The sequence below is a fragment of the Halioxenophilus sp. WMMB6 genome (assembly GCF_033283405.1).
GTDB lineage: Bacteria > Pseudomonadota > Gammaproteobacteria > Pseudomonadales > Cellvibrionaceae > Halioxenophilus.
On sequence record NZ_JAWMQR010000010.1, the window covers coordinates 77,164 to 100,896 of the forward strand.

24 protein-coding genes are annotated in these 23,733 nt (G+C 54.2%); 22 read left to right on the forward strand and 2 right to left on the reverse strand.

Annotated features, from left to right (window positions below; genetic code table 11):
• Positions 1-75: 75 nt before the first annotated feature.
• Positions 76-1,782, reverse strand: coding sequence for a chromosomal replication initiator protein DnaA (gene dnaA, locus SBL51_RS19680; RefSeq protein ID WP_317932851.1), 1,707 nt, complete (start codon positions 1,780-1,782; stop codon positions 76-78).
• Positions 1,783-2,259: 477 nt separating this feature from the next.
• Between dnaA and rpmH the strand changes: the two genes are divergently transcribed.
• From rpmH to glmS, 22 genes are all read left to right on the forward strand, one after another.
• Complete coding sequence (gene rpmH, locus SBL51_RS19685; RefSeq protein WP_317932852.1) at positions 2,260-2,394, forward strand: 50S ribosomal protein L34; 135 nt, start codon at positions 2,260-2,262, stop codon at positions 2,392-2,394.
• A gap of 31 nt (positions 2,395-2,425) precedes the next feature.
• Positions 2,426-2,809, forward strand: coding sequence for a ribonuclease P protein component (gene rnpA, locus SBL51_RS19690; RefSeq protein WP_317932853.1), 384 nt, complete (start codon positions 2,426-2,428; stop codon positions 2,807-2,809).
• Positions 2,806-3,048, forward strand: coding sequence for a membrane protein insertion efficiency factor YidD (yidD, locus tag SBL51_RS19695; RefSeq protein ID WP_317932854.1), 243 nt, complete (start codon positions 2,806-2,808; stop codon positions 3,046-3,048). The genes rnpA and yidD overlap by 4 nt, the downstream gene beginning before the upstream one ends.
• Positions 3,049-3,055: 7 nt before the next feature.
• Complete coding sequence (yidC, locus tag SBL51_RS19700) at positions 3,056-4,711, forward strand: membrane protein insertase YidC (protein WP_317932855.1); 1,656 nt, start codon at positions 3,056-3,058, stop codon at positions 4,709-4,711.
• 24 nt (positions 4,712-4,735) lie between these two features.
• Positions 4,736-6,124 carry a tRNA uridine-5-carboxymethylaminomethyl(34) synthesis GTPase MnmE gene (gene mnmE / locus SBL51_RS19705; protein ID WP_317932979.1) on the forward strand — a complete coding sequence of 463 codons (1,389 nt, stop codon included), beginning with the start codon at positions 4,736-4,738 and terminating at the stop codon, positions 6,122-6,124.
• An 849-nt stretch (positions 6,125-6,973) separates the two neighbouring features.
• Positions 6,974-8,860 carry a tRNA uridine-5-carboxymethylaminomethyl(34) synthesis enzyme MnmG gene (gene mnmG, locus SBL51_RS19710; RefSeq protein ID WP_317932856.1) on the forward strand — a complete coding sequence of 629 codons (1,887 nt, stop codon included), beginning with the start codon at positions 6,974-6,976 and terminating at the stop codon, positions 8,858-8,860.
• Positions 8,861-8,870: 10 nt separating this feature from the next.
• A complete protein-coding gene (gene rsmG, locus SBL51_RS19715) occupies positions 8,871-9,521 on the forward strand; it encodes a 16S rRNA (guanine(527)-N(7))-methyltransferase RsmG (protein ID WP_317932857.1) in 651 nt (216 codons plus the stop codon).
• A gap of 114 nt (positions 9,522-9,635) precedes the next feature.
• Positions 9,636-10,427 (forward strand): ParA family protein, encoded by a 792-nt coding sequence (locus SBL51_RS19720; RefSeq protein WP_317932858.1) that lies wholly within the window; start codon positions 9,636-9,638, stop codon positions 10,425-10,427.
• A 39-nt stretch (positions 10,428-10,466) separates the two neighbouring features.
• The gene (locus SBL51_RS19725) at positions 10,467-11,390 is read left to right on the forward strand and encodes a ParB/RepB/Spo0J family partition protein (RefSeq protein ID WP_317932859.1); all 924 of its coding nucleotides are present in this window, start codon (positions 10,467-10,469) and stop codon (positions 11,388-11,390) included.
• 380 nt (positions 11,391-11,770) lie between these two features.
• Positions 11,771-12,139 (forward strand): ATP synthase subunit I, encoded by a 369-nt coding sequence (locus SBL51_RS19730; protein WP_317932860.1) that lies wholly within the window; start codon positions 11,771-11,773, stop codon positions 12,137-12,139.
• Positions 12,140-12,252: 113 nt separating this feature from the next.
• Positions 12,253-13,185: a F0F1 ATP synthase subunit A gene (atpB, locus tag SBL51_RS19735; RefSeq protein WP_317932861.1), complete on the forward strand. Its 933-nt coding sequence runs from the start codon at positions 12,253-12,255 to the stop codon at positions 13,183-13,185.
• Between the two features lie 85 nt (positions 13,186-13,270).
• Entirely contained in the window at positions 13,271-13,519 is a 249-nt protein-coding gene (gene atpE, locus SBL51_RS19740; protein ID WP_317932862.1) for a F0F1 ATP synthase subunit C, read from the forward strand.
• 49 nt (positions 13,520-13,568) lie between these two features.
• Entirely contained in the window at positions 13,569-14,039 is a 471-nt protein-coding gene (locus SBL51_RS19745) for a F0F1 ATP synthase subunit B (protein ID WP_317932863.1), read from the forward strand.
• An 11-nt stretch (positions 14,040-14,050) separates the two neighbouring features.
• Positions 14,051-14,587, forward strand: a complete 537-nt coding sequence (locus SBL51_RS19750) for a F0F1 ATP synthase subunit delta (RefSeq protein ID WP_317932864.1) — start codon at positions 14,051-14,053, stop codon at positions 14,585-14,587.
• Between the two features lie 20 nt (positions 14,588-14,607).
• Positions 14,608-16,152 (forward strand): F0F1 ATP synthase subunit alpha, encoded by a 1,545-nt coding sequence (gene atpA / locus SBL51_RS19755; RefSeq protein ID WP_317932865.1) that lies wholly within the window; start codon positions 14,608-14,610, stop codon positions 16,150-16,152.
• A 167-nt stretch (positions 16,153-16,319) separates the two neighbouring features.
• Positions 16,320-17,180 (forward strand): F0F1 ATP synthase subunit gamma, encoded by an 861-nt coding sequence (atpG, locus tag SBL51_RS19760; RefSeq protein ID WP_317932866.1) that lies wholly within the window; start codon positions 16,320-16,322, stop codon positions 17,178-17,180.
• A gap of 63 nt (positions 17,181-17,243) precedes the next feature.
• Complete coding sequence (atpD, locus tag SBL51_RS19765; RefSeq protein ID WP_317932867.1) at positions 17,244-18,623, forward strand: F0F1 ATP synthase subunit beta; 1,380 nt, start codon at positions 17,244-17,246, stop codon at positions 18,621-18,623.
• A gap of 67 nt (positions 18,624-18,690) precedes the next feature.
• Positions 18,691-19,116, forward strand: coding sequence for a F0F1 ATP synthase subunit epsilon (locus tag SBL51_RS19770; RefSeq protein ID WP_317932868.1), 426 nt, complete (start codon positions 18,691-18,693; stop codon positions 19,114-19,116).
• 177 nt (positions 19,117-19,293) lie between these two features.
• Positions 19,294-19,689 (forward strand): rhodanese-like domain-containing protein, encoded by a 396-nt coding sequence (locus SBL51_RS19775; RefSeq protein WP_317932869.1) that lies wholly within the window; start codon positions 19,294-19,296, stop codon positions 19,687-19,689.
• Between the two features lie 19 nt (positions 19,690-19,708).
• Positions 19,709-20,035, forward strand: a complete 327-nt coding sequence (locus tag SBL51_RS19780) for a DUF2834 domain-containing protein (protein WP_317932870.1) — start codon at positions 19,709-19,711, stop codon at positions 20,033-20,035.
• Between the two features lie 6 nt (positions 20,036-20,041).
• Positions 20,042-21,406, forward strand: a complete 1,365-nt coding sequence (gene glmU / locus SBL51_RS19785) for a bifunctional UDP-N-acetylglucosamine diphosphorylase/glucosamine-1-phosphate N-acetyltransferase GlmU (RefSeq protein ID WP_317932871.1) — start codon at positions 20,042-20,044, stop codon at positions 21,404-21,406.
• Between the two features lie 24 nt (positions 21,407-21,430).
• Positions 21,431-23,257 carry a glutamine--fructose-6-phosphate transaminase (isomerizing) gene (glmS, locus tag SBL51_RS19790; RefSeq protein ID WP_317932872.1) on the forward strand — a complete coding sequence of 609 codons (1,827 nt, stop codon included), beginning with the start codon at positions 21,431-21,433 and terminating at the stop codon, positions 23,255-23,257.
• Between the two features lie 27 nt (positions 23,258-23,284).
• Here glmS and SBL51_RS19795 read toward each other — a convergent pair whose 3' ends face one another.
• Positions 23,285-23,434 (reverse strand): hypothetical protein, encoded by a 150-nt coding sequence (locus SBL51_RS19795; RefSeq protein ID WP_317932873.1) that lies wholly within the window; start codon positions 23,432-23,434, stop codon positions 23,285-23,287.
• Positions 23,435-23,733: the final 299 nt, after the last annotated feature.

Consider the following 23,733-nt stretch of genomic DNA (forward strand, 5'->3'; position numbering starts at 1 on the left):
GTCAGACCCTATTGCAGGGGCTGAACCCGTTTGCCACGAGGAAAAATTGACAGCTTACGGGGGGTGGAAGTTAACTCAGGTGGTGAGTAACCGCATCAGGTTTTTAACATCGGTTTGCATGTCGCCATCCAGCTCCTTTAACTCCTTAATCTTACGGCAGGCGTGTAACACGGTGGTGTGATCGCGACCGCCAAAAGCGTCGCCAATCTCGGGCAGACTGTGGTTGGTGAGCTCTTTGGCCAAAGCCATAGCCACTTGGCGTGGACGGGCTACAGAGCGGGAGCGGCGTTTGGAGTGCAGATCGCTGACTTTGATCTTGAAATACTCGGCCACAACCCGCTGGATATTGTCGATACTCACCTGCTTTGATTGCAGGGCGAGCAGGTCTTTTAAGGCCTCGGTTACCAGAGGCACGTCGACCGGGCGGCGGGTAAAGTGGGAGTGAGCAATAACCCGTTTCAGTGCCCCTTCCAGCTCGCGCACATTGGAGCGGATGCGCTGGGCAATAAAGAAGGCGGCGTCATTGGGCAGATCCATATTTACCTGTACCGCTTTCTTCTTAAGGATGGCGACCCGAGTCTCCAGTTCTGGTGGCTCCACGGCTACAGTCAGTCCCCAACCGAAGCGTGACTTCAAGCGCTCCTCTACCCCTTTGATCTCTTTCGGGTAGCGGTCGCAGGTGAGGATAATCTGCTGCCCCCCTTCCAGGAGCGCATTAAAGGTGTGGAAGAACTCCTCCTGGGAGCGCTCCTTACCGGCAAAAAACTGGATGTCATCAATCAACAAGGCGTCGACGGAGCGGTAGTAGCGTTTGAAATCGTTGATGGCATTGAGCTGCAGCGCTTTCACCATATCGGCGACAAAGCGCTCAGAGTGTAGGTAAACCACCTTGGCATTGGGGTTCTTTTGCAACATGGCGTTGCCCACCGCGTGCATCAAGTGGGTTTTACCCAAGCCAACACCACCGTATATAAATAGAGGGTTGTATGCACCACCGGGGTTTTCCGCCACCTGCTGTGCTGCCGCCAAACCCAATTGGTTGGACTTGCCCTCAACAAAGGACTTAAAGGTAAAGTTGCTGTTGAGTGTACCGGCATGCTTGATGGCGCCTTCTACCTGCACCCGATTGCCACGACGGGCGCTGGCACCCTCCGGTAGTATCACCGGTTCACTGACCGGCGCTGGTTGAATGGTGGGCGGTGTCACTTCAGGCGAGCTGGTGATCGGCGCGCACTCCTCCTGATAGAGATCGACATCAGCACCCTGCACTTCCGACCAATCGAAATCGGCCCAATCATCATTACCCACCTTGGCAAAGTGCTCAGACGATTCTGTATTGAGGCGCTCGACATTGTGCAATTCATTGGTGAAAGGGTTTGTCGCCCGTCCACCCAGGAGTAGATCAGCGGCAGAGACAGGCACATGATCGGTGGCGGTTTTCGGTGCCGGTCGCGGTGGTACTGATGGCTGAGTAGGTTGCACTCCATTCACCACAGGCGTAACTGGCCTGGCGGGTACAGCAGCCACCGGCCGCCCTTTCACACTGATGCCGATCGATTGAATCTCGCCGGAATTAAATTCGTTAACCAGGCTTTCGATACGGTGGAAATACTTGCTGTTAACCCAATCCAAAACAAAGCGGTTAGGAGCCACCAGACGCAACTCAGAACGGTTGCGATTGTTGGCATCCACCTCAAGCGGACTAATCCATGTTTTGAAATGCTGACTAGGCAACTCGTTTTGCAAAGTCACAATGCATTTTTCCCAAACAGAGTGTGGCAACGGAGCCCCCTTGTTGTTTTGTAATCGTTATAGCGCTGATTCAGCTCGGACTGCCTGTCTTCACTTAGTGCATCTTTAAAGGAGAGCGATTTTAACCGGTAAACTTATAGTTATCCACACAAAAATAACCCAGTTTGAACTCTTGTTAATAAGTTATTTTATTTATTTTTCAATAACTTAATAACGCAAAAAAAAATTTCCGAGCAATTTTAATTGACTACTTGGCCAACTGGGGTTTTTGTGGATAAATCTGTGTATAACCTGAAAGAAAAATGTCAAAAAACTCTGTGGAACTGCTAATTGGCTAATTTTTGCTAATTCTTGCGTATAGCCCATTGCCTTTATGCCGTGGGTTCTTTAGAATCCCGCCTCCTTGTAAAGGCATCGCCATGTTGTGTGCCTGAGCCAAAGTTCTTCTTGCTGTTCATTACCAATGAGCAGCATTCGAAAATCAGATTTTTAACGAAGGTGAATACAATGAAGCGCACTTTCCAACCAAGTGTACTGAAGCGTAAACGTACTCACGGTTTCCGTGCTCGTATGGCCACTAAGGGCGGTCGTCAAGTTCTGGCTCGCCGTCGTGCCAAAGGCCGTAAGCAGCTGGTAGCTTAATACCCGTCGATCTGCAAATTGCAGGTGTGGTATGCCGGGTTTTAGCAAACAACTCCGTTTACTCAACGCCTGCGATTTTCAGTCTGTCTTCGCTGAGCCGAGCTCACGCGCCTCTCACCCCAATCTCCTTGTTCTTGCACGCCAAAACCAGCTGAGTCACCCCAGGCTCGGTATCGTGGTTGCCAAAAAGAACGTCCGCTTCGCTAACCAGCGCAATCGTATAAAACGTCTTATCCGCGAAAGCTTTCGTCACCAACAGGATTATCTTGGCGGCATTGATGTTATAGTGCTGGCCCGTAAGAACCTGGATCAGTTCGACAACGCCGCCATCTATAAGATTGTTACAAAACAGTGGCAGCGGCTGCAGAAACACCAGGACAAGAACAACCCTAACCAGGCTCCTGTCTCCAAATGAAACATCTTCTGATGGCGCTGGTCAGACTCTACCAATATCTACTGAGCCCATGGATTGGCAACCAATGTCGTTTTCACCCGACTTGTTCCAACTACTGCCTCGAAGCACTGGAGTCCCACGGCAGCCTGAAAGGCAGCTGGTTTACACTGGTTCGAATTCTCAAATGCAACCCTTTCCACGAGGGTGGCTTCGATCCGGTGCCGGAAAAAACAAAGATATCAACTCACCATCACGGCTAAGACAATAATGGACTGGCAACGAATTAGTATCCTGGCGGCCATCGCAGTCGTCTCTGTTCTGTTACTGAATAAATGGACGGAATTCACTGAACGCACCACAGTGCAAGCACCGGTCGCGGTGGTCGAAAGCAGCAACACAACGCTGACCAGCGATTCCGAAGAGAGCCACGAAGACTTTGTACCGACCGTGGCCGGCGAGGAGAACCAGGAGGTTCCAGAAGAGACCGTCTCCGGCGGCCAGATTCACGTAGCGACCGATATTCTCGATCTCACCATCGACCTCAAGGGGGGCGATATCGTCCGGGCGGACCTGCTCAACCACTTTGACGACCTGGAAGAGAAACAGCCCTTCCCGCTACTCTCTAATAAAGAGGGCAATGTCTACCTCTCCCAAAGTGGCTTGATTGGCCGCGATGGCCCGGATGCCACTGGCGAGCGGCCGGTCTACACTGCTGAAGCGAGTGACTATCGGCTAGCCGACAACAGCGACTCGCTGTTTGTCGACCTCAACTATCAGCAGGGTGAGGTAACCATCACCAAACGCTTCACCTTTACCCGCGACGACAACGCCATTGCCGTTGAGTACATCATCAATAACCAGTCCCAGGCGGAGTGGTCGGGCGCCATGTTTGGCCAGATCAAACGCGATGACCACTCACCGGTTAAAACCAGCGGTGGCATGGGACCCAAGCCTTTCCTGGGCGGCGCCTTTACCACCCCGGAAGACCACTACAAAAAGTTTGCACTGAAAGACCTGGCGGAAGATGGCCTCCAGGAGACCAGTATTCAGGGCGGCTGGGTGGCCATGATTCAGCACTACTTCGTCACCGCATGGATCCCGCCACAAGAGAGCAACAACAGCTTCAAACTGCAAAAGCGCGGGGCCTACAACTTCTTTACCTTCACCACCGCCAGCTTCGCAGTACCGGCCGGTGAGAAGAAAGGGGTCAAGGCGATCTTCTATGTTGGCCCGAAAAACGTCGACCGTCTGGAGTCCCTGGCACCCTATCTGGATCTCACCGTTGACTACGGCATCCTCTGGTGGATCGCCAAACCGCTGTTCCACTTCCTTAACTTTATTCACGGTTTTATTGGCAACTGGGGCTGGTCTATCGTTCTGCTGACCATGACCATCAAGCTGGTCTTCTTCTACCCGAGCGCCATCAGCTACCGCTCCATGGCCAAGATGCGCAAACTGCAGCCACTGATGGCGGACCTCAAAGAGCGCCTGGGTGACGATCGCCAAAAGATGTCGGTTGAGTTGATGAAGGTCTATAAGAAGGAAGGGGTCAACCCAATGTCGGGCTGTCTGCCGATTCTTATCCAGATGCCGGTCTTCTTTTCGCTCTACTGGATGTTGATGGAGAGTGTAGAGCTGCGTCACGCCCCCTTCCTCGGTTACATTACCGACCTCTCTATGCGCGACCCCTACTTTATTCTGCCGGTAATCATGGGCATCACCATGTTTATCCAGCAGCGTCTGCAACCGGCACCACCGGATCCCATGCAGGCCAAGGTGATGCAGTTCCTGCCACTGGTGTTCACCTTTATGTTCCTCTTCTTCCCGGCCGGCCTGGTAGTCTACTGGGTGGTGAATAACACTCTCTCTATTTTGCAGCAGTATGTGATCAGCCGCCGCATTGAGAAGGGCAGCAAGGCTTAAGAGGTAACGGCACTGTCTCAGAACCTGGCCATTGATAACGACACTATCGCCGCCATCGCCACCGCCCCCGGGCGCGGTGGTGTTGGTATCGTCCGCGTCTCTGGCCAACTCGCACAAGCCATCGCCCAACAGCTGCTCGGCTTTCTGCCCAAACCCCGCTACGCCCATTTTGGCGACTTCAAAGCCTTAAACGGCGAACTGCTCGACCAGGGCATCGCCCTCTACTTTGCCAAACCCAACTCTTTTACCGGCGAGGATGTGCTCGAACTGCAGGGCCACGGTGGCCCAGTGGTGATGAACCGACTGCTGCAGGCCGTGATTCAGGCGGGTGCCCGCCACGCCCGCCCAGGCGAATTCAGCGAACGCGCCTTCCTCAACGATAAGATGGATCTCACCCAGGCCGAGGCCATTGCCGATCTGATCGACGCCGCCTCGGAAAGCGCCGCCATCAATGCGCTTAATACTCTCCAGGGGCAATTCAAAAGCCGGGTGGAAGCCATAGTGGAGGCGCTGATTCAGCTGCGCATCTACGTTGAAGCGGCAATCGACTTCCCCGAAGAGGAGATCGATTTTCTCTCAGACGGCAAGGTCACCAGCGACCTGGCGACCATCATTGCCGATACCCAACTGCTGCTCAGCCAAGCCCGCCAGGGAGCGCTGTTGCGCGACGGCTTGCAGTTGGTGATTGCCGGGCAACCCAATGCCGGCAAATCGAGCCTGCTCAATGCGCTGGCACAGCGGGAGGCGGCCATCGTCACCGATATTGCCGGTACCACCCGCGATATTCTGCGCGAGCAGATATTGATTGATGGCCTGCCCATTCACATCAGCGACACCGCCGGTATCCGTGACACCAGCGATCAGGTGGAGAAGATGGGGGTTGAACGGGCGCGTGCCGAAATCGCCAAGGCACAACAAATTTTAGTGGTGATCGACGCCACCACCCTCACTGCGGCGCCACTACCTGAGCAGCTGCAACGCGAGCGTGAGACTCTGGGGTTGGCGTCGGTGGCCAACACCAAGGTGACCTACCTGCTTAACAAGACCGATATCGCCCCCTTGCTAACCGGGGAGAAGTCATTAACCACTAACCAATTGCCACCGGCCACCTTTATCGTCTCCGCCAAAACCGGCCACAACCTGGAGGCGTTGCGCAACCACATCAAACAGTGCGCCGGCTTACAGAGTGCCGGTGAGGGGCAGTTTACCGCCCGCGCCCGCCACCTGGATGCTATCAATCGGGCGCTGCAACTGATGACCAACGGCCAAATTCAGTTGCAACTACACCAGGCCGGCGAGCTGCTGGCTGAGGATTTGCGCCAGGCGGCCGACTGCCTGAACGAGATTACCGGCAAATTCACCAGCGATGATCTTCTGGGCAGAATCTTTTCCAGCTTTTGTATCGGCAAGTAACGGCTTACTCGGTAGCCAAAAGCACAGCTAACCAGCACCCTGCTCTCGATTTATGCCCTACTCGCTATTGATGCCCTGTCCCCTCTATATATAGCTCCACTGGTTTAGTATTACCGGCAAAAAAACGCCGATAGACAACCAGTGGATCTACCCTCTTTATTAGTCACTTCACCCTTACTGGTTTGCGCAGCGCTATTTTTTAGACGGCTGACGATGACAAAGGGCCTCCACGTTATTTTGCGCCTTCCCCCAAACCGACCTCAGCTTATAAACAGCTAACGCCCGGGCTTTAACCTTGCAAAATAGTTATCAACAATAATTCACAGGTTTATATACCTGTTCTTACGGGTAGGTGAACAGTGGCTAAACAACACTGCCAAGCAGTGGCACAAGTCCGGTATAAAAGTGGAGTAAGGTTCGGATAACCCGCGTCTTTAATCCACAAGTGCCCGGCCTGTGAACGTTTAGCCACACCTACCCCACGGCCAGAGCAGTGGTTACTGAACCGCTAGCCACACCCTTATAAGTGATATAAGTGACTGAAATATATAATTTTTTAAAGAAAATCCACAGATTTAGCAGGCCCCAATAACCACAACAATCATCTAATAAACTCTCTATATACCTATTTCTTTATCTTTTTAATTTTGTAAGCGTATTGTGGATTGTTAACAAAACCGATCACTTGCTGCCATGTTGAGTATTGCGCCGCTGCCACGCCCACTTCGGCATTGGCCAACCAGACAAGTTTTTACTTGGGTTAATAATTGACCAAACGTAAACACACCGTATAATCCCCGCCCTTCCCTAGTTAATGTCTGCCCCTATCAGCGGGTGAGGATATTGTTGATGAATGCCAGTAATCACTATCAGGTGATCGTTATTGGCGGTGGCCACGCAGGCACAGAGGCTTGTTTGGCGGCTGCCCGTATGGGGTGTAAAACCCTGCTTTTAACCCACAACATCGAAACCCTCGGCCAGATGTCGTGTAACCCGGCTATTGGTGGCATTGGTAAAAGCCATCTGGTGAAAGAGATCGACGCGCTGGGCGGTGCCATGGCCCGCGCCACCGATCTAGCCGGCATCCAATTTCGCGTACTCAATGCCCGCAAAGGCCCCGCCGTGCGCGCCACCCGCGCCCAGGCCGACCGCATCCTCTACAAGGCGGCGATTCGCGATATTCTGGAGAATCAGCCCAACCTCCATATTTTCCAGCAGGCGGCAGAAGATCTGATCGTCGAAGGCGAGCGGGTGGTGGGGGTTGTTACCCAGATGGGACTCCGCTTCAGTGCCGACAGTGTCGTCTTGACCACCGGCACCTTCCTCGGTGGCCGCATCCACATTGGCTTGCAAAATTACAGTGGCGGCCGCGCTGGTGACCCACCCTCCATCGGCCTGGCCAATCGCCTGCGCGAACTGCCGTTAACGGTTGACCGGCTGAAAACCGGTACGCCGCCCCGCATCGACGCGCGCAGCGTTAACTTTGATGGTCTGGAGGAGCAGTGGGGCGACGCACCGACACCGGTGATGTCCTTCCTCGGCTCGGTGAGCCAGCACCCGCAGCAGGTCTGTTGCTGGATCACCCACACCAACGAGCAAACTCACGCCATCATTCGCGAAGGGTTTGACCGCTCGCCCATGTTTACCGGCATCATCGAAGGGGTGGGGCCGCGCTACTGCCCCTCCATCGAAGACAAGATCAACCGCTTTGCCGATAAAGATTCACACCAGATCTTTATCGAACCCGAGGGGCTCACCACCCACGAACTCTACCCTAACGGTATCTCCACCAGCCTGCCCTACGATATCCAGGAGCGGGCGGTACGCTCTATCAAGGGCTTTGAAAACGCCCACATCACCCGCCCCGGTTACGCCATCGAGTACGACTTCTTTGATCCGCGCGAGCTCAACTACAGCCTGGAGAACCGCTATATCCAGGGGCTCTTCTTCGCCGGCCAGATCAACGGCACCACTGGCTACGAAGAGGCCGCCGCCCAGGGGCTGTTGGCCGGCACCAACGCCGGCCTCAAGGTGCAGGGCAAGGCGCCCTGGTGCCCGCGCCGGGACGAGGCCTACATTGGCGTGCTGGTCGACGATCTGATCAGCCTCGGCACTAAAGAGCCCTACCGCATGTTTACCAGCCGCGCCGAATACCGCCTGCTGCTGCGCGAAGACAACGCCGACGACCGCCTCACCGAAACCGGCCGTAGGCTCGGCCTGGTCGATGACCAACGCTGGCAGCTGTTTGAGCAAAAACGGGAGTTGGTGGTGCAAGAACAGCAGCGCCTGGCGAGCACCTGGATTCAGGTGGGCAGCCCGGAGGCGGCCGCTCTGGCCGACAAGATTCCACCCCTGCAGCGGGAGTACAGCCTGGCCGATCTGCTCAAGCGGCCGGAGCTAGGCTACGCCGATCTGGCCAATATCAAAGGGGTCGGCGTAGACGACGAAGCGGTGGCGGAACAGGTGGAAATTGCCGCCAAGTACTCGGGCTACATCGAGCGCCAACAGCAGGATATCGACCGCCTGCGCGCTCACGAAAACACCCGCATTCCGGAGAGCTTCGATTACGACATCGTGCAGGGGCTCTCCAACGAGGTGAAGCAGAAGCTTAAAGAGGCGCGGCCGGAGACCCTGGCCCGGGCCTCACGTCTGCCGGGGATTACCCCGGCGGCGGTGTCGCTGATTTTGGTCTATTTGAAGAAGCAGGGCGCCCTGCAAAAAGTGGTTACGGCATAGGACTGATTGAGTGACGCAAGCGGCATTAGCCTCGGCCCTGGAGCGCGGCTGCCAAGCGCTGGAACTGGCACTGACGGCCGAGCAGCAAGGGCTGCTGCTTGAATACCTGCAGCTGTTTGTCAAGTGGAACCGGGCCTATAACCTGTCGGCGGTGCGCGCCATTGAGGAGATGGTCGGCCGCCACCTGCTGGATAGTTTGTCGGTGCTTACTTACCTGGAAAGTTCCGATTCCAAACGGTTTATCGACGTCGGTACCGGCGGTGGCCTGCCGGGTATCCCACTCGCCATCTGCCTGCCCCACTGGCACTGGACGCTGCTCGACAGCAACGGCAAAAAGACCCGCTTCCTGATTGAGGTGAAGAGCCGCCTGGGTTTGGAGAATGTAACCGTACTCAACCAGCGGGTGGAAACATTACTCCCCGAGCCAGCTTTTGATGGTGTGATCAGCCGCGCCTTTGCCAGCCTGGCCGATATGGTCGCCGGCTGCCGGCACCTGCTGAACGACTCCGGAGCACTGTGGGCGATGAAGGGCCAATTTCCAGAGCAGGAGCTGGCCGAGCTGCCGGCTGATATCGAGTTGGCACAAACTTGGCCTCTCTCTGTGCCCGGCGAAGCGGGCCAGCGCCATCTGCTGCAATTGGTTCCGAAGAATGCCGGCTAACGCAATTATTTCCGATAAAGCAATTGGCATCTGCCCGTGTATGCGTAAACTTAACGCCCTGGCGCAATGACCAATAACGAGAAGCGCAACCCATAAGCCCAATAGGTGAACCCCTTGAACCATGTCTTTGCCATCACCAATCAGAAGGGTGGCGTCGGTAAAACCACTACCTGCGTCAACCTGGCAGCCTCGCTCGAGGCGACCAAAAAACGTGTGCTGATGGTCGACCTGGACCCACAGGGCAACGCCACTATGGGTTGCGGCGTCGACAAAAACGCCCTCGAGATTACCATCTACGATGTGCTGGTGGGCCAGGCCGAGATCGAAAGCGCGATTGTACGCAGTGAGTGGGGTTTCGATGTGCTGCCCGCCAACGGCGACCTTACCGCCGCCGAGGTGCAGATGCTGGAGATGGTTGGCCGCGAGCAGCGCCTGCGTGCCTCCCTGGCCAAGGTGCGCGACCGCTACGACTACATCCTGATCGACTGCCCCCCCTCCCTCAACATGCTCACCGTCAACGCCCTCACCGCCTGCGATGGTGTGATTATTCCCATGCAGTGTGAGTACTACGCTCTGGAGGGGCTGTCGGCGCTGATCAACACCATCGACCAGATTAAGAACTACACCAACCCCAATATCTACATTGAGGGGTTGCTGCGCACCATGTACGACCCGCGCAACAGCCTGACCAACGATGTCTCTGCCCAGCTCTCCGGCCACTTTGGCGAACGCCTCTACCGCACCTGTATTCCACGCAATGTGCGCTTGGCCGAGGCGCCCAGCCACGGCATGCCGGTGATCAGCTACGACAAGCAGTCCAAGGGCGCCATCGCCTACCTGGCCTTGGCCGGTGAAATGCTGCGGCGTCACAGCCGCACCACCCAATCCAGCGCCGAGGTGGTGTAAGCCCCGGCTCCCCAGTTACCCGTACAAAATTGATTGAACATGGCTAATAAACGCAAAGGCTTAGGCCGGGGCTTGGATGCCCTTCTCGGTGGAGTTGCCAACGCTGGTAACGCCTCCGCTTCGGTAGCAGACGCCATTAACGCCGTCACCTCCCCCAATCCGGGCCTCGATGGCCAACTGACCGAACTGCCGGTGGAGTTTATCCAGCGCGGCAAGTACCAGCCGCGCCGGGACATGAACCCAGAGGCACTGCAGGAGCTGGCCGACAGCATTAAAGCCCAGGGGGTGATGCAACCCATCGTGGTGCGCCCCATTGGCGGCGGTCGCTACGAGATCATCGCCGGTGAACGCCGTTGGCGGGCCACGCAGTTAGCCCAGCTCGACAAGATTCCAGCGGTGGTACGCGACGTACCGGATGAAGCCGCCATCGCCATGGCGCTGATTGAGAATATTCAGCGTGAGGATCTCAATCCCATGGAGGAGGCCTTCGCCCTCAAGCGGCTGCAAGATGAGTTCGACCTGACCCATCAAGAGGTGGCCGAGGCGGTGGGTAAATCGCGCACCACCGTCACCAACCTGCTGCGCCTGATCGCTTTGAACGACGAGGTGAAACGGCTGTTGGAGAATGGCGACATCGAAATGGGCCACGCCCGTGCCCTGCTCACTCTGCCGGGTGATCAACAGCGCGCCATCGCCCACCAGGTGATCAGCCGCGGCCTGTCGGTGCGTCAAACCGAAGCCCTGGTGCGCCGCCAACAGGAGGAGTCCAAGGCGGTACCGGCGGCCAGCCAGGTGAGCCCCGATCTGAAAAACCTGGAGGAGGGGTTGGCGGAGAAAATCGGTGTGCCGGTGCTGATCAACCACACCGCCAAAGGGGCCGGGCGATTAATTTTGAAATACAACAACCTGGATGAGTTGGATGGTATTTTGGCCCATTTAGGGTACAAAAACGGGGATCACTAACCCTTAATGCCTCACTCTGAACCACGGCTGCCCTGTAATAAATACATAATAAATATAGGGTTTTTGGGTTAGTTTTATTTCAAATAAATTATGTCAATTACCGTTAATATTTCGATTAGTTGTTAAATGGCGGCGATAATCGTTTAAATTTCGCCCAATTTAGGACTAATTGTTTATTTGCTCGCACGCGCTCTATGTTGAACCCTGCCGGGTTTAACCCTATAATTCGCGACGCTTAAGCTCCGGAGAGAGTGCAAGCACAATTTTAGGGCGTGTAAGGTGTGAGTTAGGAAAATCATCAGGAACAAGCGACCAGGCGCTGCCTTTTGGCCTTTATCAGGTGAGCACACAGCACCATTGAGCTAACAGCCGAAAAGCGTATGGGCAGCATCCGAAAGCCACCGGTTTTTAAAGTTTTCCTCATCCAGTTGTTGATTCTGCTTCCAATCGCTCTGATTGGATGGCTGTATAGCGCGACTGTCTCCTACTCTCTATTGCTAGGTGGACTTATTCAAGTCATCCCCAGCGCCTATTTTGCCTTCTATGCTTTCCGCATTATCGGTTCAGCACAGGCAGGCTCAGCCCTACAACAGATATATCGCGGTGAGATTGGTAAATTTACCCTCACCCTGCTGGGATTCGCACTGGTGTTTGTGTTCGTCAAACCCCTACACAGTGCGGCCCTGTTCAGCGCCTTTGGCCTGATGACACTCGTGCAATGGGTGGTTAACGCCAAGGTGATCCAGTGAAGATCTCCACCGTGCCGGCAAGGGTGTGGCCAGTCCACACCGGTGACAGCCGCGCCGGTGGATAGCTCGAACAAGCAAACAGAATTTTTTAACTTTTTAGGTGCAATATCGACATGGCTAGCGAAGAGCAAACCTCGACGGGGTATATCCAGCACCACTTGCAAAACATGACCTACGGTAAATTGCCGGCCGGTTATGAACGAGTGGATGCCGAAGGACACGTACACACACTGGAGCACTCTGAGTGGACTCTGGCCCACTCCTCCCAGGAAGCCTCTGACATGGGCTTTACTGCAGTGCATCTGGACACTCTGGGTTGGTCCATCTTTTTGGGCGCCCTGTTCTGTTTTCTGTTTGCCCGGGTCGCCAAAAAAGCGACTGTTGGCACTCCGCGCGGCATGCAGAGCTTGTTCGAGTTTGTCATCAACTTTGTTAACAACACCGTTGAAGATATCTTCCACCACAAAAATCGCATGATTGGCCCCATGGCTCTGACCATCTTTGTCTGGGTTTTCTTCATGAATCTGATGGACCTCATCCCGGTCGATTGGTTGCCCTTTGCCGCCGCCAAGATTGCCGGTAATGAGCATCTCTTCTTCAAAGTGGTTCCCACCACCGACCCCAACGCTACCTTGGGCATGGCTTTCACCGTATTTGCGCTAATGATCATCTTCAGCATCAAAGAGAAGGGTCTGTTTGGCTTTATTAAAGAGCTGACCTGCCACCCCTTCTTCGCCCCCAAGAAGTTCTGGTTCTTCAATATTGTTCTTATCCCCATCAACCTGATTCTGGAAACCGTCTCCCTGATCGCCAAGCCAATCTCTCTCGGCCTGCGACTGTTCGGTAACCTCTACGCGGGTGAGATGATCTTTATCCTCATCGCCTTGATGTTCAGTGCCGGTCTGGTTCTGGGTGTGTTCGGCGGCGTGTTGCAGTGGGCTTGGGCAGTATTCCACATTCTGGTAATCACCCTGCAGGCATTTGTGTTCATGGTACTGACTACGGTGTACATGGCCATGGCGCACGACAATGGTGAGAGCCACTAACAGCTTTACCACGCCAACCGGGCGGTTGGTGCTGGCTTAACAATTTCAATTTTTATTTTTTTAAACTTAAAAGTAGGAGAAAACAATGGAAGCAGTAGGTTTGGTATACGTTGCAGCAGCACTGTTGATCGGTTTGGGTGCCCTGGGTACCGCTATCGGTTTTGGTACTTTGGGTGGCAAGTTGCTGGAAGGTTCAGCGCGTCAACCAGAACAAGGTCCTGCCCTGCAAGGTAAAATGTTCCTGATGGCGGGTCTGCTCGACGCCGTACCGATGATCGGTGTGGGTATCGGCATGTTCCTGATCTTCGTTGTTGCGCCTGGGCTGCAGGGTTAATTGAGCACTTTTGCTTACGTCATTCACCCATTAAGCAAGAGGTGTTGATATGAATATCAACTTAACGCTCATCGGCCAATCGATCACTTTCCTGGTATTTATTGCTTTTTGCTGGAAGTACGTTTGGCCTGCGTTGCTGGGCATTATGCAGGAACGCGAAGCAAAAATTGCTGCGGGCCTGGAAGCCGCTGAACGAGCCGACAAAGATTTAGAGTTGGCTCAGAAAAAAGCTACCCAGCAACTGCACGAAGCCAAAACGCAAGCGGCGGCGATTATTGACTCTGCTAACAAGCGTGCCAATCAGATTATTGATGAAGCCAAAGAGCAGGCAACAGCCGAAGGCAGCCGTATTAAAGCGGCGGCTGAAGCTGAGGTCGAGCAGATGGTCAACCGTGCGAAAGAAGAGTTGCGCGGTAAGGTCGCTGCCCTGGCTCTGGCGGGTGCTACGCAAGTGCTGCAGAAAAACATTGATGCCGCTGCCAATACCGAATTGGTAGAGAAACTGGCCGCTGAACTGTAAGCGAGGAGACTATGGCAGAACTAACGACACTTGCCCGTCCCTACGCCAAAGCTGCCTTTGAATACGCAAAGGGAGCAAACGCGTTGGCGGTGTGGGCAGAACAGTTGTCGGTTGCGGCTGCCGTTTCCCAATCGGAAACCGTAGCCAAAGTGCTGGCTTCTCCTCTGCTAACCGCAGCACAGAAAGGCGATACTTTTGTTGAAGTGTGCGGCGACGCGCTCAACGACAAGGGCAAAAATTTTATCCGCAATTTGGCGGCGAACAAACGTTTGGGGCTGCTGCCAGCGATTAGCAGTCTGTTTGAAGAGTTTAAGGCACAGCTGGAGAAGTCCGTCGACGTCGACGTCACCAGTGCCTTCGAACTGCCACAAGCAACCCTGGACAAATTGGCAACAGCATTGAAGACCAAATTGGGTCGCGATGTCACTGTAAAAGGCTTGATTGATGAGAGCCTGTTGGGCGGCGTGGTTATCCGCGCTGGCGATACAGTCATCGACGACTCCGTTAAGGGTCGGCTGGCCAAGCTCGCCGAAGCCATGAACGCCTAATTCATAGGGTAGGAACTAGCATGCAGCAACTGAACCCTTCGGAAATCAGTGAAATTATCAAGAGTCGTATCGACTCTTTAGAAGTAAAAGCCGAGGCCCAGAACGAAGGCACGGTGGTATCGGTAACCGACGGTATTATTCGTATTCACGGTTTGGCCGATGCCATGTACGGTGAGATGATCGATTTTGAAGGTGGTGTCTATGGTTTGGCACTTAACCTGGAGCAGGACTCAGTCGGTGCCGTAATTTTGGGCGACTATCAAACCGTTGCCGAGGGCCAAACCTGTAAGTGTACCGGCCGCATCCTGGAAGTACCGGTAGGTACTGAATTGCTGGGTCGTGTGGTTGACTCTTTGGGTAACCCCATTGACGGTAAAGGTCCCATCAACACCGCCAAAACCGACGCTATCGAAAAGATCGCCCCGGGCGTTATTGCCCGTCAGGGTGTTGATCAGCCAGTGCAGTTCGGTATTAAAGCGATCGATGCCATGGTGCCAGTCGGCCGTGGTCAGCGTGAGCTGATTATCGGTGACCGTCAGATTGGTAAAACCGCCGTAGCGGTTGACGCCATCATCAACCAGAAAGGCTCCGGCATTAAGTGTATTTACGTTGCCGTTGGTCAGAAAGCCTCTTCTATTGCCGCCGTTGTGCGCAAACTGGAAGAGCACGGTGCCATGGATCACACCATTGTTGTGGCCGCTACCGCCTCTGACCCCGCCGCGATGCAATTCCTGGCGCCGTTTGCCGGTTGTACCATGGGTGAATATTTCCGCGACCGCGGTGAAGATGCCCTGATCGTATACGATGATCTGACCAAGCAAGCTTGGGCTTACCGTCAGATTTCTCTGTTGTTACGTCGTCCGCCCGGCCGTGAAGCTTACCCCGGTGATGTTTTCTACCTGCACTCCCGTCTGCTGGAGCGCGCCGCGCGTGTTAACGCCGACTACGTAGAAAAAATGACCAACGGTGAAGTGAAAGGCCAAACTGGTTCTTTGACGGCTCTGCCAATCATTGAAACCCAGGCTGGTGACGTATCCGCGTTCGTACCTACCAACGTGATCTCCATTACCGATGGTCAGATCTTCCTGGAAACCGATATGTTCAACGCCGGTATTCGTCCTGCGATGAACGCCGGTATCTCGGTATCGCGTGTGGGTGGTGCGGCGCAGACCAAAATCATTAAAAAGCTGTCCGGTGGTATTCGTACCGCTCTGGCCCAGTACCGCGAGTTGGCGGCCTTCTCTCAGTTCGCTTCCGACCTGGATGAAGCCACCAAGTCCCAGCTGGACCACGGTGAGCGCGTCACCGAACTGATGAAACAGAAGCAGTTCCAGCCGCTCTCCATCGCAGAGATGGGCGTACTGCTGTTTGCGGCCAACGAAGGCTTTTTGAAAGACGTTGAAGTAGCCAAAATCGGCTCTTTTGAGAGCGCCTTTTTGTCGTTTATGAATGCTGAGCACGGTGAGCTGATGAGCAAAATCGTTGCTACCGGTGACTACAACGACGAAATCGCCGCTACTTTCAAAGCAGCGATCGAGAAGTTTAAAGCTACTCAAACCTGGTAAATCCAGGCCAATAGTTGCATTTCAGTTGATCGCCACGGGCACAGGGAGGTGCTCGGGTTGTACGGGCCCTCTGGCCCGCCGCCGTGACAACGTAAAATCCAGGTTCAAGATTGAGCCCGGTTTTTGAAGTGCAATGTGGAGTCACTTAATAGATTCGAGGGCCAGTTATGGCAGTCGGAAAAGAGATACGAACGCAGATAACCAGTATTAAAGGTACGCAGAAAATCACCTCCGCCATGGAAATGGTGGCGGCGAGTAAAATGCGTCGTGCGCAGGATCGCATGGAAACTGGTAAGCCCTACGCTCAGCGTATTCGGGCGGTGGTTGGCCACATTGCCAACGCCAACCCCGAATATAAGCACCTGTACATGCAGGAGCGCGAAGTTAAGCGTGTTGGCTTCATTATTGTTTCCAGTGACCGCGGCCTTTGTGGTGGTTTGAACATCAATGTTTTCAAAAAAGCGCTGGCATCCAGTAAAGAGTGGTCCGATAAAAACGTTCAGGTCGATTTCGCCCTGATCGGTGCCAAGGCCGCCGCCTTCTTTAAAAGTGTGGGCGGCAACGTCGTGGCGCGCGTGCGCGACCTGGGCGAGGCACCGTCGCTGTCTGATCTGATCGGTAGTGTTAAGGTCATGCTCGATGCCTATGCCGAAGGCAAAATTGATCGTCTGTTCCTGGTGGGTAACGAATTCGTGAACACCATGGTGCAAAAACCTTTCGTCAATCAACTGCTGCCATTGGAAGCGGAAGAGAACGAGTCGTTAAAGCACCACTGGGACTACATCTATGAGCCGGATGCAGAAGAGTTACTGGAAGGATTGTTAACCCGTTACGTGGAATCACAGGTGTATCAAGCGGTGGTGGAAAACGGAGCCTGCGAACAGGCAGCCCGTATGATCGCCATGAAAAACGCCACTGATAACGCCGGCGACCTCATCGATCAATTGCAACTGGCTTACAACAAAGCCCGTCAGGCAGCCATTACCCAAGAGCTGTCCGAGATCGTGAGTGGCGCCGCCGCGGTGTAGTACACCGGGTGCTAAACAACAGTTTTAACGCTTTTTAATTTTTAAATTTAAGAGGAATCGGAAATGAGTAGCGGACGCATTGTGCAGATCATCGGTGCCGTTATCGACGTTGAGTTTCCCCGTGATTCCGTACCTAAGGTTTACGATGCTTTAACCGTTGCTGAGAAGGGTTTGACCCTGGAAGTACAGCAACAGTTGGGTGACGGTGTGGTACGGACTATTGCCATGGGATCCTCCGAAGGCGTCAGCCGCGGTTTGGCCGTTAGTAACACCGGTGCGCCAGTGAGCGTGCCTGTGGGTAGTGAAACCCTCGGCCGTATTATGGACGTGCTGGGCAACCCCATCGACGAAGCCGGTGAAATCGGTGAAAAAGATCGTATGCCGATCCACCGTAAAGCGCCAGCTTACGACGAGCTTGCCGCTTCTGCGGAGTTGCTGGAAACCGGTATTAAAGTAATCGACCTGGTCTGCCCTTTCGCCAAGGGTGGTAAGGTTGGCCTGTTCGGTGGTGCCGGTGTCGGCAAAACCGTAAACATGATGGAATTGATCAACAACATCGCCAAAGAGCACAGCGGTCTGTCTGTGTTTGCCGGTGTCGGTGAGCGGACTCGGGAAGGTAACGACTTCTACTACGAGATGAAAGAGTCCAACGTACTCGACAAGGTGGCGATGGTTTACGGGCAGATGAACGAGCCCCCAGGTAACCGTTTGCGGGTAGCGCTGACTGGCCTGACCATGGCCGAGAAATTCCGTGACGAAGGTAAAGACGTACTCTTGTTCGTCGACAACATCTACCGTTACACCCTGGCCGGTACCGAGGTATCTGCACTGCTGGGTCGTATGCCTTCTGCGGTAGGTTACCAGCCAACGCTGGCGGAAGAGATGGGTGTACTGCAAGAGCGTATTACCTCCACCAAAGTCGGTTCAATCACTTCGGTACAGGCGGTATACGTACCGGCGGATGACTTGACCGACCCAAGCCCAGCGACCACCTTCGCCCACTTGGACTCAACCGTGGTACTTTCCCGTGACATCGCTGCCAAGGGTATCTACCCTGCGGTCGATCCACTGGACTCCACTTCCCGTCAGTTGGATCCGCTGATCATCGGTAACGAGCACTACGATACCGCCCGTGGCGTACAGACTGTATTACAGCGCTATAAAGAGCTGAAAGACATCATCGCCATTCTGGGTATGGACGAGCTCTCTGAAGAAGATAAGCAGATCGTTGCCCGCGCCCGTAAAATCGAGCGTTTCCTCTCCCAGCCGTTCCACGTAGCGGAAGTATTTACCGGTTCTCCGGGTAAGTATGTGCCTCTGAAAGAGACCATCCGTGGTTTCCAAGGCATTCTGGGTGGCGAGTTCGATGCTCTGCCAGAGCAGGCGTTCTACATGGTCGGTACCATCGACGAAGCGATCGAGAAAGCCAACGGCATGAAGTAACCCGTTCGGGTGAGTGCTAAACGCGGTGGCTAATTTGGCCACCGCTTAATTTTCAAGAGGCACAACCATGGCTATGACCGTGCACTGTGACATAGTAAGCGCTGAAGAAGGTATCTTCTCTGGATTGGTGGAGATGGTAATTGCCGCCGCCTCCGAAGGTGACGTGGGTATTGCCTACGGCCATGCGCCCTTGTTGACTGCATTAAAGCCAGGCCCCATTCGAGTAATCAAGCAAGGCGGTGAAGAGGAGATTTTCTACCTCTCCGGCGGTTATCTGGAAGTACAACCCTCCGTGGTCATTGTACTGGCCGATACCGCACTGCGTGCTGACGACATCGATGAAGCCAAGGCTCTGCAGGCGCAAAAGGATGCCGAAGCCGCCCTCGCCAATCAGTCCAGCGAACTGGATTACTCTTTGGCCGCGACACAACTGGCAGAGGCCGCAGCCCAGCTGCGAACTATCCAGGCCATTAAGAAGAAAATGGGCCACTAAGCCTGTTTTTTTCGGCAAAAAGGCAGCTTCGGCTGCCTTTTTTTATTTCTCTTCCACACCGTCATCAGGCTGGTCTCCACTGGCAATTGGCGGTATGGTGGGCGCTCTTTTCAAAGGCCTAAAAACCCGCGAAACGCCTGCTAAATTGGCGTCAAAAAACGCACTTGGATCACTTGCATGGCAATTACCAAAGGCTATCAACAGCTGCTCTGTGAAGCTCGCAGTCGGATAAAAACCCTGTCACTGGCACAAGCCCAAGCGCTGTTAAACAACGCGGATACCGTGTTTGTCGATATCCGCGATGTGCGCGAGCTGGAACGCGAAGGGATGATACCCAATGCCGTACATGCGCCGAGGGGCATGTTGGAGTTCTGGGTCGACCCGGCGAGCCCCTACTTCAAGCCAGTGTTTGGCGAGGCGAAAACCTTTGTGCTCTATTGCCAATCGGCCTGGCGATCAAGTTTGGCAACCGATGCGCTGCAGAGCATGGGTATGGATAACGTCTGCCACTTTGAAGGGGGCTTTAAAGCCTGGAAGGAAGCCGGACTGCCAACCGCAGAAAAATCGGCTTAACGGGGGCTTCGTTGCTATTATGTGGCGGCTCTACAGCTTGTTGGCAATGATCGGAACGGCCCTTCCCTACTTGGCGTTTATCGATTGGCTGAGCTCGGCCGAGCTGTCAATGGCATCGGTTACAGAGGCAATTTTTAGCAACAAGTTAAGTCTGTTTGCCTGGTCCGATGTTGCTATCAGCGCGCTGGCACTGATCCTTTTTATCCTTGTCGACGGGCAAAAAAACCAAATTAACCAACGCTTTTGGGCCATAGCCGGCACCTGCCTGGTGGGGGTCTCCCTGGGGCTGCCGCTCTACCTTGCCCAGCGCGACTATCAACTACACAAGAGAACAACTTCGCACTAAATCGTTATGATCGATGTCATTATCCTGGCGGCCGGAAAAGGCACGCGCATGAAATCGCAACTGCCCAAAGTTTTGCAACAACTGGCCGGTGTCCCTTTAATTGAACATGTAGTTGGAACTGCACTGCAGTTGGAAAATGCCAATATCCACGTGGTATTGGGCCATCAGGCCACCCAGGTGGAGGAGGTACTCGCCCCCTACCCCGTTGATTGCCTCTATCAGGAGGTGCAGCTGGGCACCGGCGATGCGGTTATGACCGCGCTCGGCTCACTGCAAAAATATGGTATCAGCCTGATTCTGTATGGTGATGTACCTCTCATCACCCTACCAACGCTACGCCAGCTGATTAATCTGGTGGATGAAAACAGCATGGCACTGCTTACCGCCGAGTTGGAAGATGCCAATGGTTACGGCCGTATTGTGCGCGATAAAAACGAAAGCATCGTCGCCATTGTGGAACAAAAAGATGCCACCGACAGTCAACTCGCCATTCACGAAATCAACACCGGTATCATGGCCGTGCGCAACGAAGATCTGGAACGATGGTTGCCACAACTGCACAACAACAACGCCCAGGGCGAATACTATTTAACGGATATCATCGCCATGGCGGTGGCTGAGGGCAAACAGGTCAACGCCTGCGAGCCACAGGCCCTATTTGAAATTCTAGGTGTGAATGATCGTCTGCAGCAGGCGCAACTGGAGCGCGTCTGCCAGGAGCAGATAGCACAACAGATGATGCTCGAAGGGGTGCGTCTGGCCGACCCGACCCGCATCGACATTCGCGGCCGCGTTGATTTTGGCAATGATGTCAGTATCGATGTCAACTGTGTCTTTGAAGGCCACGTGCAGCTCGGTGATGGGGTAATCATTGAGAGTCACTGTGTGATTCGCAATGCGGTAATTGGTGATGGTTGCCACATTAAAGCCTTTACCCACATAGAACAGTCCGACCTCGGTGAAGATTGTGAAGTTGGCCCCTACGCCCGTCTGCGCCCGGGTACTTATCTGGCCACCGGTGTGCGTATTGGCAACTTTGTTGAAACCAAAAATGCGGCGATTGGTTATCACAGCAAGGTCAACCACCTGAGTTACATTGGTGATGCTGAATTGGGTGAAGAGGTCAACGTTGGTGCCGGCACCATCACCTGCAATTACGATGGTGCTAACAAACATAAAACGGTGATTGGGGATTCGGCTTTCATCGGCTCCAATACCGCCTTGGTGGCTCCGGTAGAGATTGGCAAGGGAGCAACAGTTGGTGCCGGGTCAACCATCACCAAATCGGTACCGGAAGAGTCCCTCGCCGTCACGCGCGCCAAACAGATTCATCGCGAACCGTGGCAAAGACCGAAAAAAGAGAAAAAGTAACAAACGCAAAGCTGAGTAATTTTTATGTGTGGAATAGTTGCCGCCGTTGCCAAACGGAACATCGTCGCCATTTTATTAGAAGGCTTAAAGCGGCTGGAGTACCGAGGCTACGATTCGGCGGGCATGGCCGTTATCAACCCCGAGCAGGTGCACCTGCAGCTGCACCGTGTGCTGGGAAAAGTGGGCGGCCTGGAAGAGGTTGCCAGCAATCTGCAGGGCCATGTCGGCATCGCCCACACACGTTGGGCAACCCACGGTAAACCATCGGAACAAAACGCCCACCCACACGTGTGTGAAGAGATCGCCATTGTTCACAACGGCATTATTGAAAATTACCAACAGCTGCGCGAAGAGTTAAAAAGCAAAGGCTACCATTTCAATTCGCAAACCGATTCCGAAACCATCGCCTTTTTAATTCACGAGTGCAAAAAGCACCACGTTACACTATTGGCCAGCGTTCAGGCTGCCATTAAAAAATTAAAAGGCGCCTACGCTATTGCCGTGATCAGCGGCCATGAACCGCACACGGTGGTAGTCGCCCGCAAAGACAGCCCGTTGGTAATTGGTGTGGGTATTGAGGAGAACTACATCGCCTCCGACCCGCTGGCACTGCGCCAGGTAACCGACCGTTTTGTCTATCTGGATGATGGCGAAACCGCCGAGATCACCGTCGATGGCTTTACCATTTACGACAAGCAAGGCGCCCTGGTTGAACGCGAAATCGAACGCGCAACCGAAGCGATGGAGTCGACCGATAAGGGCAGCTTCCGTCACTTCATGTTGAAAGAGATTTTTGAGCAACCGAAAGCCTTAAAAAACACCCTGCTTGGCCGCATCAGCCAGGATAAGGTGCTGGAGCAATCCTTTGGTGCCGAAGCCGGCCAGATTTTTGACCAGGTTGAAAATGTACAGATAGTCGCCTGTGGCACCAGCTATCATGCCGGCATAGTCGCCAAATATTGGCTGGAAGACTGGGCCGGCATCCCCTGTAGTGTGGAGGTGGCCAGTGAATTTCGCTACCGCAAAACCGTGGTGCGCCCCAACACACTGTTTGTCACCATCTCCCAATCCGGGCAGACCGCCGATACATTAGCGGCCCTGGCCGAAGCTAAAAAATCGGGTTACCTGTCGACCCTGGCCATCTGCAACGTGGCCAACAGTGCCCTGGTACGCGAATCGGAGTTGGTCTTTTTAACGCAGGCCGGGATCGAAATCGGCGTGGCCTCCACCAAAGCCTTTACCACCCAGCTGGTAGCGTTACAAATTCTGGTGATTGCCCTGGGAAGAAGAACGCAATTGTCGCCCGAACGGGAAGCGGAACTGGTCAATGCCCTTACCGACCTGCCGGTGTTTGCCGCAGCGGTATTGCAGATCAACAACTACATACAACAGATCAGCAACCACTTTACTGAAAAACACCACAGCCTCTTTTTAGGCCGTGGTGTGCAGTATCCCATTGCTCTGGAAGGGGCGCTGAAAATCAAAGAGATCTCCTACATACATGCCGAAGCCTACCCCAGCGGCGAGTTAAAACATGGCCCGCTGGCCCTGGTCGACAGCGACATGCCGGTGATTGCCGTGGCGCCAAGCGGTGAATTATTGGAGAAGATTAAATCGAACCTGGAAGAGGTGGCCGCCCGCGGTGGCAAGCTTTATGTCTTTGCCGATGAACACGCCGGCTTTAGAAACGATGAGCAGACCACGGTCATTAAAGTACCCACCTGTCCGGAATCCATCGCACCAATTATCTACACCCTGCCGTTACAACTGCTCTCTTATCATGTGGCGGTGAACAAGGGCACCGATGTCGATCAGCCACGCAACCTGGCGAAATCGGTTACCGTGGAATAAATAACGATTTCTGGTTCGGCGGAGTGATTAAAAAAATTGCTCCTGCCGGGCAGGTTTAATGTCTTCCCTCCAGCACGGTTGATAACCTGCTATCTTCTGGCTGATGGATTTAAGCTGCGCCAGATTTTCCTTCTCTAACGGGGCAATTGCCCGGCGGTGCATGAGTTTGCTGATCATTGCGACCTGCCGTCAGGCGTTGCAAACGGTAAGCCGAAAACCCACCGAGCACTATTATCACTAAGTCAATAGCGATGGCGGTCCACGCCTGGTTTCGGCTCTGCTCGCCGATTCAACGCAACAACCTGCAATGCACCCCGTTCCAACTCTGTCACAAATCGCAAAGTGTCCCGGTAAGCTGGACAAGATTTGATAGCGAACGGTTAACGGGCAAAGAAAAGAGCAGCACAGAAGCGCCATCTGTGCCGGGGTACTGGTAAAAGCTGTTGTGTGCAGCTCACCGCTGCTGCTTAGCAATA